General features: G+C 67.7%; 15 protein-coding genes. 9 read left to right on the forward strand and 6 right to left on the reverse strand.

The window, feature by feature from the left end; translation table 11 throughout:
- Position 1 precedes the first annotated feature (1 nt).
- The 3 genes from VB672_RS05715 to hemC form a co-directional block, all read right to left on the reverse strand.
- Positions 2 to 1639, reverse strand: coding sequence for a COG4223 family protein (locus VB672_RS05715; protein ID WP_329783209.1), 1638 nt, complete (start codon positions 1637 to 1639; stop codon positions 2 to 4).
- A 199-nt stretch (positions 1640 to 1838) separates the two neighbouring features.
- Positions 1839 to 2534, reverse strand: a complete 696-nt coding sequence (locus VB672_RS05720) for a uroporphyrinogen-III synthase (protein WP_329783210.1) — start codon at positions 2532 to 2534, stop codon at positions 1839 to 1841.
- Positions 2534 to 3460: a hydroxymethylbilane synthase gene (gene hemC / locus VB672_RS05725; protein WP_329783211.1), complete on the reverse strand. Its 927-nt coding sequence runs from the start codon at positions 3458 to 3460 to the stop codon at positions 2534 to 2536. The genes VB672_RS05720 and hemC overlap by 1 nt, the downstream gene beginning before the upstream one ends.
- A 121-nt stretch (positions 3461 to 3581) precedes the next feature.
- Here hemC and tsaD point away from each other — a divergent pair, with 121 nt between their 5' ends.
- Genes tsaD through VB672_RS05745 form a run of 4 tightly spaced genes read left to right on the forward strand, consistent with a single transcriptional unit; the run spans position 3582 to position 6642 of the window.
- Positions 3582 to 4637 carry a tRNA (adenosine(37)-N6)-threonylcarbamoyltransferase complex transferase subunit TsaD gene (gene tsaD, locus VB672_RS05730; protein ID WP_329783212.1) on the forward strand — a complete coding sequence of 352 codons (1056 nt, stop codon included), beginning with the start codon at positions 3582 to 3584 and terminating at the stop codon, positions 4635 to 4637.
- Positions 4637 to 5209: a GNAT family N-acetyltransferase gene (locus tag VB672_RS05735; RefSeq protein WP_329783213.1), complete on the forward strand. Its 573-nt coding sequence runs from the start codon at positions 4637 to 4639 to the stop codon at positions 5207 to 5209. Before tsaD ends, VB672_RS05735 begins: the two co-directional genes overlap by 1 nt.
- A 16-nt stretch (positions 5210 to 5225) precedes the next feature.
- Entirely contained in the window at positions 5226 to 6209 is a 984-nt protein-coding gene (locus tag VB672_RS05740) for an NAD(P)H-dependent glycerol-3-phosphate dehydrogenase (protein ID WP_329783214.1), read from the forward strand.
- A 19-nt stretch (positions 6210 to 6228) separates the two neighbouring features.
- Complete coding sequence (locus VB672_RS05745; protein ID WP_329783215.1) at positions 6229 to 6642, forward strand: EVE domain-containing protein; 414 nt, start codon at positions 6229 to 6231, stop codon at positions 6640 to 6642.
- A gap of 31 nt (positions 6643 to 6673) precedes the next feature.
- On the opposite strand, the gene VB672_RS05750 is transcribed toward VB672_RS05745, so the two are convergent.
- Both VB672_RS05750 and VB672_RS05755 read right to left on the reverse strand, forming a co-directional pair.
- Positions 6674 to 6919: a hypothetical protein gene (locus VB672_RS05750; RefSeq protein ID WP_329783216.1), complete on the reverse strand. Its 246-nt coding sequence runs from the start codon at positions 6917 to 6919 to the stop codon at positions 6674 to 6676.
- The gene (locus VB672_RS05755) at positions 6916 to 7659 is read right to left on the reverse strand and encodes a Crp/Fnr family transcriptional regulator (protein ID WP_329783217.1); all 744 of its coding nucleotides are present in this window, start codon (positions 7657 to 7659) and stop codon (positions 6916 to 6918) included. The genes VB672_RS05750 and VB672_RS05755 overlap by 4 nt, the downstream gene beginning before the upstream one ends.
- A gap of 190 nt (positions 7660 to 7849) precedes the next feature.
- Here VB672_RS05755 and VB672_RS05760 point away from each other — a divergent pair, with 190 nt between their 5' ends.
- The 5 genes from VB672_RS05760 to VB672_RS05780 all read left to right on the forward strand — a co-directional run bounded on the left by VB672_RS05760 (position 7850) and on the right by VB672_RS05780 (position 13126).
- Positions 7850 to 8110, forward strand: coding sequence for a hypothetical protein (locus VB672_RS05760; RefSeq protein ID WP_329783218.1), 261 nt, complete (start codon positions 7850 to 7852; stop codon positions 8108 to 8110).
- A gap of 188 nt (positions 8111 to 8298) precedes the next feature.
- Positions 8299 to 10257 carry an acetate--CoA ligase gene (gene acs, locus VB672_RS05765; protein ID WP_329783219.1) on the forward strand — a complete coding sequence of 653 codons (1959 nt, stop codon included), beginning with the start codon at positions 8299 to 8301 and terminating at the stop codon, positions 10255 to 10257.
- Between the two features lie 166 nt (positions 10258 to 10423).
- Positions 10424 to 10687 (forward strand): DUF6356 family protein, encoded by a 264-nt coding sequence (locus tag VB672_RS05770; protein WP_329783220.1) that lies wholly within the window; start codon positions 10424 to 10426, stop codon positions 10685 to 10687.
- A gap of 81 nt (positions 10688 to 10768) precedes the next feature.
- Positions 10769 to 11269 carry a L,D-transpeptidase gene (locus VB672_RS05775; RefSeq protein ID WP_329783221.1) on the forward strand — a complete coding sequence of 167 codons (501 nt, stop codon included), beginning with the start codon at positions 10769 to 10771 and terminating at the stop codon, positions 11267 to 11269.
- A gap of 198 nt (positions 11270 to 11467) precedes the next feature.
- Complete coding sequence (locus VB672_RS05780) at positions 11468 to 13126, forward strand: DUF4166 domain-containing protein (RefSeq protein ID WP_329783222.1); 1659 nt, start codon at positions 11468 to 11470, stop codon at positions 13124 to 13126.
- Here the strand turns inward: VB672_RS05780 and VB672_RS05785 are convergent.
- Complete coding sequence (locus tag VB672_RS05785) at positions 13093 to 14424, reverse strand: class I SAM-dependent methyltransferase (protein WP_329783223.1); 1332 nt, start codon at positions 14422 to 14424, stop codon at positions 13093 to 13095. The two genes, VB672_RS05780 and VB672_RS05785, sit on opposite strands and share 34 nt — an antisense overlap.
- Between the last annotated feature and the right edge of the window lie 20 nt (positions 14425 to 14444).

Here is a 14444-nt window from a genome sequence, read left to right on the forward strand (position 1 = left end):
TTTATTGCGTCGTACGGTTGAGGGTGGCGAGCGCGTCGGAGCTGATCGCCCGGGCCGCCTGGCGCGCCGCGGCGACCGCCTTGACCTGCCGGCCCCAGGCCTCGGAGAGCTGTCGCGACGGCTCGGGCAGGGCGTCCCAGGCGGCTGCGGCCTCCACCACGTCGCCGCGCTCCAGAGCCTGCCGGATGCGGGCGACCAGAGCCGGAACGCCGGCGGAGCCCGGTTCGTTCACGGGTCGGACGGTCACCACCCGGTCGGCCATGCGCAGGAGCCGGTCGGTCCAGCCCTCGGCCGGGCCGCGGCTCTCGCGCAGGATCGCCGTCTCGACCGGTTCGAAGCTGCGGGCGAGCGCCTCCGCGGTCGGGGCACCCTGCTGGGCGAACGGTTCCAGGGGCGCCACGCGGCCCGCTTCGGCCCCGGCCTTCTTCACCCCTTCGAGCACTTCGGCATACGGCGTCCCGTTCGTCAGGGCGTCGTTCAGGCGACCGGCGAGAACCACCTTGGTTCCGGTCTGGCCGGCGGCCTCGGCATTGCGGGTGTTCTCCGCCGCCTGCTGGGAGAGGGCCGCCAGGCGCTGCTCCTGCTCGGAGAAGCGACGGTCGGTGTCCGCAAACCGGCGTTCGGTCTCCGAAAAGCGTCGTTCCGTATCGCCGAAGCGGCGATCCTGATCGGCAAGGCGCCGGTCCAGATCCGTGAGGCGACGGTCGAGTTCCTGCGACGCGGTCGCGGCATTGGTCGCGTTCTGGACATTGGTCCGGACCTGCTCCTCCAGGGCGGAGAGGCGGTTCCCCAGATCAGTGAGCGCGGCCTCGTTCTGAGGCGTCGGCTGCGGCGCCTCGGGAGCAGGACGGTTCAGGGCTGCCTCGGCCTGGCTCGCGGCCTGCTGGACCGTGCCCTGGACGGCCTGGAGGCGCTGATCCAACTCTCCTCGGGCGGTTTCAAGCGCCTGGAGGCGCTCCGTCAGGGCCTGGAAGTTGCCCTGGGGCTGACCGAGCGGTCCAGGCTGCCGGAGAGCTCCCACGCGCTGCTCGAGCTGGGCCAAGCGCAGTTCCACCGGCTGCCCCTGCTCCGACGCCTCCTGCCAGGCCTGCAACCCGTAGAGGAGCCCTGCGCCGACGAGGCCGCCAAGCAGGCCCGATCCGATCAGGGCGCCGGCGGAGCTGCGCCGCTCGGGCGCGGGAGGCGGGGGCACGGCATCGTCGCGTGTCCGCGATGGGGGAGGCTCCTGGAAGGAGCTTTCAGACGATGTGGGATCCGGCCTTCCAGACTCCCCGACGGAGGCTCCGGGCGGGAGCGTGTCGGTGCCGGCTCCCGAATCGAGACTGGCCTCGGGCGACGCCACCACATCCTCGGCCGGAGGCGCGCTGCCGCTCGCGATGGTTTCGGCGGGCCTTCCATCCGGCGTGTCGCCTGCGGGGATCGTCTCCGGGCCGGGAACATCCCCCCCAAGGGTGTCCCGTCCGGCCGTATCCTGTCCCGGCGTGTCTGGTCCCAGCGTGTCCCGGGCTTCGGCGCCCGGCGGGCTGGCCGGGGCGATTCCGTCGTCGATCACGGTGGCCTTCAGGTCGAGGGTCGCCGGCTCACGCGAGAGCTTCTTGCGGGACGATTTCGGACGGCGGGGATCAGATGAATCGGTCACGGGTCACTCTTGCACGGGTCGCGCCAGGCGCGGGATCTTCAAAAGGTCAGTGTGAAAGGCAAATGAGGCAAGCTTGGGCGCAGCGTTTCGTTCCCTCAAGGCGGTCAAATCCTCAAAACGGACGGGCCCATCGGACCACGATCCTCTGCGTATGGCAAAGCTTCCTAACATAGGATCGCCAACGAAGCGCCGGCAGTCATCACGAGGGCGGATCGAGGAGCCTGAGAAGCGCATCCTCGGAAGGGTCCCCGGCCACGCGGGTCGTCGCGCCAACCGCAACGAGGGGCGCAGCCACATCGGCCGACAGGCAGAGATGGGGAACAGCCCGCAGGTTCGACGCCACTCCCGCCTCCTCGGCCAGCCGGACGACGAGATCCGCGCTCCGTCGGGAATAATGGAGCGCCACGCCGATTTGGCCAGTGCGCAGGGCCTCGACGGCAGCCGCGGGGAGACGTTCGATGGCCCTCGCCTCATAGGCCTCCCAGGTGAGTACGGGAAATCCGGCCGCCCGCAGGGACGACGCCGGCTCCTCCTTGTGATGGCGGCCCGTCACGTGGAGCAGGGTGTGGCCGGGCGGCAGGCTTTCCCGAATCAGCCGCGCCAGCGACACCGCGTCACCGTCCGCCACGGTCACATGGGCAAAGCCGAGCGCACGCACCGCATCGGCCGTGCGCGTGCCGACCGCGAAGACGGGTTTGTGCCGGTCCAGCCCTGCCAGGGCATCGGCCGCATGGGCGCTGGTTACGATGAGCGCATCGTAAGCGGCGGCGGGCGCGGGATCGCCCGTCGGGACGATCCGGGTCACGGGCGCAAGGCACGCCGCGTGACCGCGCGCGACCAGTTTTTGCGCCGTGCGCTCGGCATCCTGGGCTGAGCGGGTGACGAGAACCTGCATCAGGCTTTCAGGAAATCGACCGGCATGCGGGAGCGCAGCTCCGCGCCGGCCTCGCGCCCGAGGGCCGCCGCGTCGTCCGGCGAGCCGCGGCGCACAGCCTCCAGGCTCTCGGAGCCGTCGGGGCGCAGCACGAGGCCGCGGATCTCGAGTTCGCCCCCGATCAACCGCGCATGGCCTGCGATGGGCGTACGGCAGGAGCCGTCGAGGATGGTGAGGAAGGCGCGCTCCGCCGCAAGCGCTTGGCCGGTCGGCCCATCGAGAATCGGCTGAAGCGCCTCGCGCACCCGCTCGTCCCCGGCCCGGATCGCCACCGCGATGGCGCCCTGCCCGACAGCCGGGAGGAAATCGTCGGTGTCGAGAACCATGGTCGCGTGATCGGTGAGTCCGAGCCGGCGCAGACCCGCCATGGCGAGCAGCGTCGCATCGACCTCGCCGCGTTCGAGTTTCGCCAACCTGGTCTGCACGTTGCCGCGCAGGAGCGTGACCTGGAGATCCGGCCGCAGGCGGCGGATCTGCGCCTGTCGCCGCAAGGAGGCGGAGCCCACGACGGCGCCCGGCGGGAGATCCTGCAGGCTCCTGAAGCGATGGCTGATGAAGGCGTCGCGCACGTCCTCGCGCGGCAGGAAGCCGGCAATGACGATCCCCTCCGGCAGAGCGGTCGGCAGGTCCTTGGCGGAATGGACTGCGAGATCGATGGAACCGTCGAGCAGCGCGATGTCGAGTTCCTTGGTGAAGAGCCCCTTGCCGCCGGCTTCCGAGAGGGGCCGGTCCTGAATGGCGTCGCCCGTGGTCTTGATGATCGACAGGGGCAGGTGCTCCACGGTCCAGCCATGGGCGGCGACCAGCCTGTCTTGCGTCTCGTGGGCCTGGGCGAGCGCCAGGGGGCTGCCTCGCGTACCGATGACCAGGGTGGGTGAAGAGGCCATTCTGCCTGAAGTCTCCTGTTCTGCGCGCTATGGGTTTGATCTTGTGCGGCGCGGCGGACTATAGGGGGAGGAGCGCCGGGCCGAAAGCCCGGACAACACCGGAATTGAGCAGCCCACGATCATGCGCATTCTAGGCATCGAGACCACCTGCGACGAGACCGCGGCCGCCGTGGTCGGAATCGGCTTCGACGGACGCGGCGAGATTCTCTCCAACGAGGTCCTGAGCCAGATCGCCGAGCATGCCCGCTACGGCGGCGTGGTGCCGGAGATCGCCGCCCGCGCCCATGTGGAGGTGATCGACCGGCTGGTGGCGCGCGCGCTGAAAAGCGCCAATTGCTCCGTGAAGGATCTCGACGGCATTGCGGTGGCGGCGGGCCCCGGCCTGATCGGCGGCGTTCTGGTGGGCCTGACCACCGCCAAGGCGATCTCGCTCGTCACCCGCAAGCCCCTGATGGCGGTGAACCACCTCGAGGCCCATGCGCTCACCGCGCGCCTCACCGACGGCATCGGCTTCCCCTATCTCCTGCTGCTCGCCTCCGGCGGCCATACGCAGCTCGTGGCGGTGCGTGGCGTCGGCGACTACGTGCGGCTGGGCACCACCATCGACGACGCCATCGGCGAGGCCTTCGACAAGGTCGCCAAGATGCTGGGGCTGCCCTATCCCGGCGGCCCTCACGTGGAACAGGAGGCCGCGAAGGGCAATCCGGAGCGCTTCGCCTTCCCGCGCCCCATGCAGGGCCGCGCGGAACCGAATTTCTCCCTGTCCGGCCTCAAGACCGCCGTGCGCATCGAGGCGGAGAAGATCGCGCCGCTGACGGCCAGCGACATCGCCGATCTCTGCGCCAGCTTCCAGGCCGCCATCGTCGACGTGGTGGTCGACCGCACCCGCGTGGGGCTTCGCGCCTTCCGCGACATCGCCGGCCATCCGACCGCCCTGGTGGTGGCGGGCGGCGTCGCGGCGAACCAGAGCATGCGCCAGGGGCTGCAGCGGCTCGCCGTGGAGGCCGGCCTCAAGCTCGTCGCCCCGCCGCTGGCGCTGTGCGGCGACAACGGCGCCATGATCGCCTGGGCGGGCCTGGAGCGCATGCGGCTCGGCCTCATCGACGACATCGCGGCCCCGGCCCGCGCCCGCTGGCCGCTCGACACGAGCCGCGACGAGGCTGGGGCGAAGGCGTGATGCTGCCGTGCCCCGAGGAGATCCGCACCGAGCGGCTGATTCTGCGCCGTTGGACCGAAGACGACGTTGCCCGCTATGCGGCCCTCCAGGCGGATCCGGAGGTGCGGCGCTTCTTCCCCGGCACGATGCCGATCGAGAAGGGCGAGGCGGATGCGAGACTCCATGCGGAGGGCTTCGAACGTCACGGCTTCGACCAATGGGTGGTCGAGCTTCCGGGAATCTCGGCTTTCATTGGCGTCGCCGGCCTGAGAAGAATCCTCCGCGAGATGCCTTTTCAGCCGCGCGTCGATGTCGGATGGCATTTCGTGCCGGCTTATTGGGGCAGAGGCTATGCCACGGAGGCCGCGCGCGCGGCGCTCCGCGATATCTTCGAACGGAGCGACCTGCAGGAGGTCGTCGCCTACACGTCGCGCATGAACGAGCCCTCCCGGAAGGTGATGCATCGGCTCGGCATGACGCACGATCCCGCAGAGGACTTCGATCACCCAGCCGTTCCCGATCACCATCCTCTGCGCAGGCATGTGCTCTACCGGATCTCGCGGCAGGCCTTCTCCGCTTCCAATGCGTCATGAACAGGATCAGCGGCCCATGGGAATGATTGGCATCGCCGGAGCGGGAGCCTGGGGAACGGCGCTCGCCAATGCCGCGGCCATTGCCGGCAACGACGTGGTGCTGTGGATGCGCTCGCCCGAGCAGGCGCAGGCGCTGGCCGCCACCCGCAGCAACGCGCGCTTCCTGCCCGGCGTGAAGCTCCATGACCGCATCCGCCCGACCGCCGCCCTGGCCGATCTCGCGGCGTCTCGCGCGGTCCTTCTCGTCACGCCCGCGCAGACGACACGGGAGATGACGGCAGCGCTCTCCTCCGTTCTGCCCGCGGCAGCGCCGCTGGTGCTCTGCGCCAAGGGGATCGAGCGCGAGAGCCAAACCTTTCTCTGCAACGTGGTGGCGGAGATGCGCCCCGGCTCGCCGGTCGCCGTGCTCTCGGGACCCAGCTTCGCCGACGACGTGGCCCGGGGCCTGCCCACCGCCGTGACGCTCGCCTGCCGGGACGCGGCTCTCGCGGAGGATCTGGCGACCGCTCTCTCCGGCCCGACCCTGCGCGTCTACCACCGCCAGGACGTGCGCGGCGTCGAGATCGGCGGCGCGGCCAAGAACGTGCTGGCCATCGCCTGCGGGGCCGTGGCCGGCAGGGGCCTCGGCGAGAGCGCCAAGGCCGCCCTGATCGCCCGCGGCTTCGCCGAGCTCCTGCGCTTCGCCCGCGCCTATGGCGGGGAGCCCGAGACCCTGATGGGGCTCTCGGGGCTGGGCGATCTGGTGCTCACCTGCTCGTCGGCCCATTCCCGCAACTTCGCCTTCGGCCAGCGCCTCGGCCAGGGGATGAGCGTGGAAGAGGCCGCCGGCGGCAAGCTGGTGGAGGGGGCCGCGACCGCAAGCGCCCTCGTGGCGCTGGCGCGGGCGAAGAATGTCGACATGCCGATCGCCGAAGCGGTCGACCAGATTCTCAGCGGCGCCTGGACCCTCGATCAGGCGGTCGATGCGCTGATGAACCGTCCGATCAAGTCCGAACACTGAACAGTAAGAGTAAGCGTCGATGGCCCACTGGCTCTACAAGTCCGAACCCTCCGTCTGGTCCTGGGACGACCAAGTCGCGGAAGGTCCGAAAGGCACCCACTGGAACGGGGTGCGCAACCATGTCGCCAAGCAGAACCTGATGGCCATGAAAAAGGGCGAGCAGGGTTTCTTCTACCATTCCAACGAGGGCAAGGCCGTCGTCGGCGTCGTCGAGGTGATCAAGGAATACTACCCCGATCACACGGACGAATCGGGCAAGTTCGGCATGGTCGACATCAAGGCGGTGAAGCCCTTCAAGCGCCCGGTCACGCTTGACGAGATCAAGAGAGAGCCCGGCCTCGAGAAGATGATCCTGATCAACAATTCCCGCCTGTCGGTGCAGCCGGTGACGGACGAGGAATGGACGATCATCTGCAGGATGGGCGGATTGTAACAATTCGCCATGGGACCATGAGTCCGCAGCGTCAGACCCAAAGGGCGAGACGCTGCCTGATCCATTCCTGTGCCGCGTCGAGATCAGCGAAGGCATGAGGGGTGACACCGCCGAGCGGGCCGAAGCCCGCCTCCAGGAACCATTGCCCCGGAGCGACCTCATTCCGGTCCGAGAGATGGACCAGCACGGCGACCAGCCGCTGCTGCTCGTCGAACACCAGCACGCCTTCTTCCTCGAAGCCGGTGTTGACCCGTACAGGCTGATGGGTGAGGCTCATGCGGCTTCATCCTGCTTCAGGTGCAGGTAAAGCGGGTCGAACTCGCCCGCTTCCTTCAGCGCCTCCCAGTCAGGGATGGTGATCTGCGTGCCCCTGGACTGAATCAGGCCATCGGCCCGAAGGGCTTGGAGAACCCGGTTGACATGAACCGTGCTGGTGCCGGTGCAGTCCGCCAGCTCGCCCTGAGTGATGGGCAGATCGAAGGTGGCATCCTTGACCAGCCCCACCGCCTTCAGCCGAGCCAGGAACTCGCACAAAAGATGGGCCATCCGGGTGTAGGCCTCGCGCCGCCCGATGTTGAGCAGCCACTCGCGGAAGATCGAGGCGTCCACCAGGGTCTCGCGCCAGAAGGCGGCGGTGATGCGAGGATAACGCTCGCACACCCGGCGCAGGTCGTCATGCTGGATGAACCCGACCGTGCACTGGCTCATCGTAGCGACGCTGTTGTCGAGGACCTTCAGGTGCAGGCTCTGGAGGTCCGGGATGTCGCCGGGCACGTGCACAGCCATGATCTGGCGCTTGCCCTCGGCGGTCAGCTTGTAGACGCAGGTGAAGCCCTCCAGCAGCAGGCAGCATTGCGAGGGACTGTCGCCGACGCGCACGATGTCATGGTCTGCCTCGAGAACGACGACCTGCACCGGCAAACCCTGGAGCGCCTGCTTCTCCTCCTCGCGGAGGGGAAAAATACTCTCCAGCTTGCGGATCATCAGGGTCTGCGGCGAGTGAGGACCGGCTGCCATCCTTATCCTTCCCTGTCGAGCACTCTGAGCGAACGGGGCTCCGATCAGCGATGGAGCAATAACGATGCCGGGCCGCGATTGTGCCGAACAAATCCCCTTCCTGACCGTTGATTCGTATCGTCGGCACGGTATTCCAGGCGCCGGCGGCTGAGAGTAGCGTGTGCTCCCGCCTGCAACTGCGGAGCGCACCATGCCCTTCGATATCACTTTCCAGCCCGTCAAGGTGCTTATCGACGGCCACGACAGCGAGGGCCGCCTCATCTTTGCGGATGATCAGCTCACCGCCGTCGTCGTGCGCCTGGATGGACAAACTCATGTCCCTGAGCACAAGGGACGCTGGCACCTGGAGGCGGGGTTCGGCCCGTGCGATGCGAGCATTGCGCCACCGAGCTTCATGACACTGGAAGAGGCTGAAGCCTGGGTGAAGCAGAGGTTGGCAGGCCGCATGTAATCCGCACAAGGCCCTCGGTGGAACGGACTGAGGAGGAATTTCAAGGCATGCGCCCCCGGGCGCCATTTGTGCGCCGCACCCCGAAAGTAGCAAAGACCAAAGTCCGATCTCAGGCCGCTTGCCCGACCCCTCTCTTCTTCCGTAAACCTAGCGCTAAATCTGTCAGGGATGCGTCTGGGAGAAGCGCCATGGAAGAGAAGATCTACGACGTGCCGTCCGAGTGGAGCCACCGCGCCTATCTGGACGATGCGGGCTACCGGGCCAAGTACGAGGCTTCCGTCAGGGACCCGGAGGGTTTCTGGGCCGAGGAGGCCAAGCGCATCCACTGGTTCAAGCCACCGACCCGGATCAAGAACACCAATTTCGGCCCCGACAATGTGGCGATCCGCTGGTTCGAGGACGGGGTCACCAATGTGGCCTATAACTGCATCGACCGGCACCTCCACACCCGCGGCGACCAGGTCGCCATCATCTGGGAGGGCGACGACCCATCCGAGTCGAAGAAGATCACCTACCGCGAATTGCACGCGGAGGTCTGCCGCATGGCCAATATCATGCGCAACCGCGGCGTCGCCAAGGGCGACCGGGTGACGATCTACATGCCGATGATCCCGGAGGCCGCCTATGCGATGCTGGCCTGCGCGCGGCTCGGCGCCATCCATTCCGTGGTGTTCGGCGGCTTCTCGCCGGATTCGCTCGCCAGCCGCATCCAGGACGCGAAATCCGCCTTCGTCATCACGGCCGACGAAGGCCTGCGCGGCGGCCGCAAGGTGCCGCTGAAGGTGAACGTGGACGCCGCCATCGAACGCGTCGGCGCGGGCGTCGTCGATCACGTGCTGGTGGTGCGCCGCACGGGCTCGGCGGTCAACATGGTGCCGGGCCGCGACGTCTATTACCACGAGGCGGCGGAGCTCGTGTCCGACGAGTGCCCCTATGAGGAGATGAACGCGGAGGATCCGCTCTTCATCCTCTACACCTCAGGGAGCACGGGAACGCCCAAGGGCGTGCTGCACACCACGGGCGGCTATCTCGTCTACGCGGCGATGACGCATCAATACGTGTTCGACTACCATGACGGCGACATCTACTGGTGCACCGCCGATGTGGGCTGGGTGACGGGCCATTCCTACATCCTCTACGGGCCGCTCGCCAACGGCGCCACGACCCTGATGTTCGAGGGCGTGCCCACCTACCCGACGATCTCCCGCTTCTGGGAGGTGATCGACAAGCACCAGGTCAACATCTTCTACACCGCCCCCACGGCGATCCGCTCGCTCATGCAGGCCGGCGAGGAGCCGGTGAGAAAGACCTCGCGCAAGTCGCTTCGCCTGCTCGGTTCCGTGGGCGAGCCGATCAACCCGGAAGCCTGGGAATGGTACCACCGGGTGGTGGGCGACGACCGCTGCCCGATCGTCGATACCTGGTGGCAGACGGAGACCGGCGGCATCCTGATCACGCCGCTGCCCGGCGCGACCAAGCTCAAGCCCGGCTCCGCCACGCGCCCCTTCTTCGGCGTGAAGCCGCAGATCGTCGACGCGGAGGGCAACGTGCAGGAGGGTGCCACGGAAGGCAATCTGGTGATCGCCGATTCCTGGCCGGGCCAGATGCGCACGGTCTACGGCGACCACGAGCGCTTCGTGCAGACCTACTTCTCGACCTATCCGGGCAAGTACTTCACCGGCGACGGCTGCCGGCGCGATGCGGACGGCTATTACTGGATCACCGGCCGGGTCGACGACGTGATCAACGTGTCGGGCCATCGCATGGGCACGGCGGAGGTGGAGTCCGCCCTCGTGGCGCACCCGAAGGTGTCCGAGGCCGCCGTGGTCGGCTATCCGCACGACATCAAGGGCCAGGGCATCTACGCCTATGTGACCCTGATGGCTGGCGAGGAGCCGTCCGAAGAGCTGCGCAAGGAGCTGGTGGCCTGGGTGCGCAAGGAGATCGGCCCGATCGCCTCGCCGGACCTGATCCAGTTCGCCCCGGGCCTGCCCAAGACCCGCTCGGGCAAGATCATGCGCCGCATCCTGCGCAAGATCGCCGAGGACGAGTTCGGCTCGCTCGGCGACACCTCGACCCTTGCGGATCCGGCGGTCGTCGACGACCTCATCACCAACCGCCAGAACAAGCGCACGCAGGCGGCCTAAGCTTCGCCGCCGGACACATTCTCACCATGGCCGGGCGCAGTCCGGGCCATGTTTTTGTCCGGATGCTCGCCAGGTGACGGGGCGCACAGCTTGGCCGCAGGAACGCGGTTGAGCTCCTCCCGGTCCGAGCGTAGGCTTGAAGCTCGGACTGAGAGGAGCCCAGCCCATGTCCTTGAAGCGTCTGTTCACCGATCATCCGGAATCCGTCGGCGAGAGCTATTTCGAGCACATGCACGTCGCCATGAGCTTCGCCGGCCCGCTGCTCGCGGCCGGACTTGCGGCCCTGGTCCACGCCTTCCTGCCCTTCCTGTTCCTCACGACCGCCAGCCGCACGGTGAAGCGGCTCCATGCCCGGATGGTGAACCGCCAGCCGCACCCGGCGTCGCACGAAGCGCGCGAGCGCATGCTGGCCTGGGACCCGGTGATCTGAACCTCTCCCGTCGGGACGGGCCGGAACCGTAGCCTTATCTTTCGCGTCTCACCCTCACGGTTTCCCAGGAGGGTTCGAGACATGAGCATCCGCGCCGCTTTCGCCCTGGCCGCCCTCATCGGCGTCGCCGCCACGGCCGCCTCCGCCCGCGAGGTCGTGCCCTTCGAGGGGCGCGTGTCGCCGGGCACCATCGTGATCAAGACCGGCGAGCGCCGGCTCTATTACGTGCGCGGCGACGGCACGGCCCTTCGCTACCGGGTGGCGGTGGGCAAGCCCGGCAAGCAATGGTTCGGCGAGGCGCGGATCGACGGCAAGTATGTCCGTCCCGCCTGGTCGCCGCCGGACGAGGTCAAGCGCGACAACCCGCGCCTGCCCGACGTGATCCCCGGCGGCGCGCCGAACAACCCGATGGGCGCCCGGGCGCTCACCCTCGATCTCGACGAATACGCTATCCACGGCACCAACCGGCCCGCCTCCATCGGCACCTACGCGTCCTACGGCTGCATCCGCATGCTCAACGAGGACATCGTCGATCTCTACGACCAGGTGAGCGTCGGCACGCGGGTGATGGTGGTGCCCTGACAAGCCATGGCCTCGACCTTACCGCCGGCGGCGGATTGGGCTACAAGAAGCCATGAAACTTCGTTGCACCAAGACGCAGTGTCGCCAGATTTCCCGGGTCTCATTCGTGATCGGACGGAACAGGACCCCTCGCTTCCGGCCCCCTGCACTGGAGATAGGGGCCCGGCGCCGCGATGATTCAGGCTTGGCGCGCCTCTCATGACGGACCGTATTCTCGTCGTGGGCGGGGCGGGCGCGTTCGGGCGGAGGCTCGTCGAGAGCCTGCTCGCCACCACGGATGCAATCGTGCTGATCGGCGGGCGCCGGCCTCAGCGCCATGCGGGCTTGGTTCAAGACCTCAAGACGCGCTACGGCGACCGGCGCATCGACGTGATCGTGATCGACAGGGATGCGCCGCTCGACGCGATGCGCACGTCGAAGCCCTTCTGTGTCGTCGATGCCGCCGGACCGTTCCAGGGACAAGAACCTCATCTGGCGAAGGCCGCGATCGCGGCAGGCTGCCATTATGTCGATCTCGCCGACGCCCGCGACTTCGTGGCGGATTTTTCGGCTCTTGACGCGGCCGCACGTGCGGCAAACGTGCTCGTTGCAACGGGCGCCAGCTCGACTCCCGCCCTTTCCAGCGCGGTCGTGGCGATGCAGACCGAAGGTTGGCAACGGGTCGACGAGATCGCCGTTGCCATCTCGCCCGGCAATCGCGCACCCCGCGGCTTATCCGTGATCGAGGCCATTCTCGCCTATGCGGGACAGCCGGTTCGCGTGAAGCGCGACGGGCGCTGGACCACGAGACCGGGCTGGGGCGACCTCGTGAGGCGGGACATGCCGGGCCTCGGGCCACGCTGGCTCTCCTTATGCGAAACGCCGGATCTCGACCTCCTCCCGACCCGCTATCCCTCAGCCCGCACCGTCCTGTTTCGAGCGGGGCTCGAGCTGCCGATCCTGCACCTCGGTCTTTGGCTTCTGATGCTGCCGGTCCGTGCCGGATTCATTCGCTCCCTCCGCCCCACCGCGGCTTTCCTGCAAGCCATCGCATCGGGGTTCGAGTCCTTGGGAACGGATCGCGGCGGCATGAGCGTGGAGGCATCGGGAATAGGTCGGGATGGGCAAGCCATCAGGGCGAGCTGGTCCCTCGTCGCGGCCGCAGGCGACGGCCCGAACATCCCTGTCCTGCCAGCCCTCGCGTTGGTTCGGGGTCTGCTTGATGGCCGCTTTACGACACGCGGCGCAAGGGTCGCAGGCGACCTCCTGTCCCTCAAGGACATCGCGAACGAGTTCGGCCGATTTCGGATCACGGTGCGGAATGCCTACAGCTGGCCCGAAGGCCGAGGACTCTTCGACAAGGTTTTGGGATCCGACATCGCGCGCCTTCCAGCCGTGGTGCGAGACGTCCACACGAACGCACCCCTCCACCTGACAGGCCGCGCCGCCATCGACGGCGCACAAAACGGAACGGCAAAGATCATCGCGAAATTGATCGGGTTCCCGTCCGGTGCGTCGAACGAACCGGCCGATGTGCTGCTGAGACGATCCGGAGACGGGGAAGTCTGGATTCGCCGTTTCGGGCGCTCGGTCTTCCGCAGCACACTGAAACCCGGCGATGAGCCACGACGTCTCCATGAGCGGTTTGGGCCGTTCGATGTCGAGCTGGAGATCACGCCGCATGAATCCGGTTTCGACCTGGAGGTCGTGGGTTGGCGCATCGGTCCCGTGCGATTGGCCCGGCGGGCGGCTCCATACACGCTGGCGAAAGCCTTTGCTGATGATGAAGGCCGCTACGGCTTCGACGTGACGATCGGGCTGCCGTTGATCGGACGTCTGGTGCGTTATCGCGGCTGGCTGGTTCCGGAAGGAAGATAAAGATCCGCCCGGCTCGATGGCAGGCCCGAGGCGCCGCGGGTGCGCTTGGAGGCCAGCGTCTGGTTCACCCCGATGACGCCGCGCTCGAAGCCCAGCGAGACGCCCGACAGGTAGAGCAGCCAGGCGCGGGTCTTCTCGGCGCCCACCTCGGCTTCCGCCTCCTGCCGGCGCGCGTTCAGGTTCTCCCACCACAGGCGGGTCGTGCGCTGGTAGTGCTCGCGCCAGGCCTCCACGTCGTGCACCTCGAAGCCGAAGCGCTCCAGGCTGGCCACCGACATGCCGAGGTGGTCGAGCTCCGCGCCGGGGAAGATGTAGCGCATGACCGCCTTGGCCTCGGGCCTCAGGCGGCCGAACGCCTTGTCCGAACGCTTCGCCCGCCGGGCGATGGTGTGGTGCAGATAGAGCCCGCGGGGTTTCAGCAGCCGGTGGACGGTCTGGAAGTAGGTCGGGTGGTTGGCGATCCCCACATGCTCGAACATGCCGATGGACGAGATCTTGTCGAACTCGCCCTCGACTTGCGTGAAGTCCTTGAGGACGACCTCGACCCGGTCCTGCAGCCCGAGGCGCGCGATCTTCTCCCGCGCCAGCGCGGCCTGCTCTTCCGCGAGCGTCACGCCGGTGGCCTTGACGCCGTAATGCTGCGCCGCGTGGCAGATGAGGGCGCCCCAGCCGCAGCCGATGTCGAGCAGGCGCTCGCCGGCTTTCAGCCGCAGCTTGCGGCAGATCATGTCGAGCTTGTCCCGTTGCGCCCGGGCGAGGTCGTCGTGCCAGTCCGGCTGAAAATAGGCGCAGGTATAGACCATCTCCGGATCGAGGAAGAGCCGGTAGAAGGCGTTCGACACGTCGTAATGGTAGGCGATGTTGGCCTTGTTGGTGGAGGGCCTGCCGTCGCGGGCGCCGGTGTCCTCGGCGGGCCGGACCAGGGGGCGCGGCATGTCGGCGGGCGCGCGCAGGAAATGATAGGCGACCTTCAGGGCCTTCAGCTTGTTCAGGGCTCTCAGACGCTTGCCGGCCTTCTGCGGGCGCTGGGAGGCGAGATCGAAGATGGTGCCGTTCTTGAGATCGATGAGGCCCGCCACATAGGCGTTGAGCGCCGTGTCGAGATTCGGGCGGCGCAGGAGAGCGGCGACCACGCTCTCGCGCTTGATGACGATCCGAAGGGCATAGGACGGAAGATCCGCCGGAATCGTCGAGCCGTCCCACAGCTCGAAGCCGAACTGGAGATCGAGCGCGCGATGCGCGTCACCCAGGAGATCCCGGAACATCGTCAGCCGTGCCGTCTCGCTCGTCCCCGCCATGAGCCTACCCCTTTCGGGGC

The organism is Microvirga sp. CF3016 (assembly GCF_036314085.1).
Lineage (GTDB): Bacteria > Pseudomonadota > Alphaproteobacteria > Rhizobiales > Beijerinckiaceae > Microvirga.

What these genes read in the sequence shown, in the direction of transcription:
- VB672_RS05720 (WP_329783210.1), bottom strand. Translation starts at nt 2,534, where the DNA reads ATGCAGGTTCTCGTCACCCGCTCAGCCCAGGATGCCGAGCGCACGGCG.
- hemC (WP_329783211.1), bottom strand. Translation starts at nt 3,460, where the DNA reads ATGGCCTCTTCACCCACCCTGGTCATCGGTACGCGAGGCAGCCCCCTG.
- tsaD (WP_329783212.1), top strand. Translation starts at nt 3,582, where the DNA reads ATGCGCATTCTAGGCATCGAGACCACCTGCGACGAGACCGCGGCCGCC.
- VB672_RS05735 (WP_329783213.1), top strand. Translation starts at nt 4,637, where the DNA reads ATGCTGCCGTGCCCCGAGGAGATCCGCACCGAGCGGCTGATTCTGCGC.
- VB672_RS05740 (WP_329783214.1), top strand. Translation starts at nt 5,226, where the DNA reads ATGGGAATGATTGGCATCGCCGGAGCGGGAGCCTGGGGAACGGCGCTC.
- VB672_RS05745 (WP_329783215.1), top strand. Translation starts at nt 6,229, where the DNA reads ATGGCCCACTGGCTCTACAAGTCCGAACCCTCCGTCTGGTCCTGGGAC.
- VB672_RS05750 (WP_329783216.1), bottom strand. Translation starts at nt 6,919, where the DNA reads ATGAGCCTCACCCATCAGCCTGTACGGGTCAACACCGGCTTCGAGGAA.
- VB672_RS05755 (WP_329783217.1), bottom strand. Translation starts at nt 7,659, where the DNA reads ATGGCAGCCGGTCCTCACTCGCCGCAGACCCTGATGATCCGCAAGCTG.
- VB672_RS05760 (WP_329783218.1), top strand. Translation starts at nt 7,850, where the DNA reads ATGCCCTTCGATATCACTTTCCAGCCCGTCAAGGTGCTTATCGACGGC.
- acs (WP_329783219.1), top strand. Translation starts at nt 8,299, where the DNA reads ATGGAAGAGAAGATCTACGACGTGCCGTCCGAGTGGAGCCACCGCGCC.
- VB672_RS05770 (WP_329783220.1), top strand. Translation starts at nt 10,424, where the DNA reads ATGTCCTTGAAGCGTCTGTTCACCGATCATCCGGAATCCGTCGGCGAG.
- VB672_RS05775 (WP_329783221.1), top strand. Translation starts at nt 10,769, where the DNA reads ATGAGCATCCGCGCCGCTTTCGCCCTGGCCGCCCTCATCGGCGTCGCC.
- VB672_RS05780 (WP_329783222.1), top strand. Translation starts at nt 11,468, where the DNA reads ATGACGGACCGTATTCTCGTCGTGGGCGGGGCGGGCGCGTTCGGGCGG.
- VB672_RS05785 (WP_329783223.1), bottom strand. Translation starts at nt 14,424, where the DNA reads ATGGCGGGGACGAGCGAGACGGCACGGCTGACGATGTTCCGGGATCTC.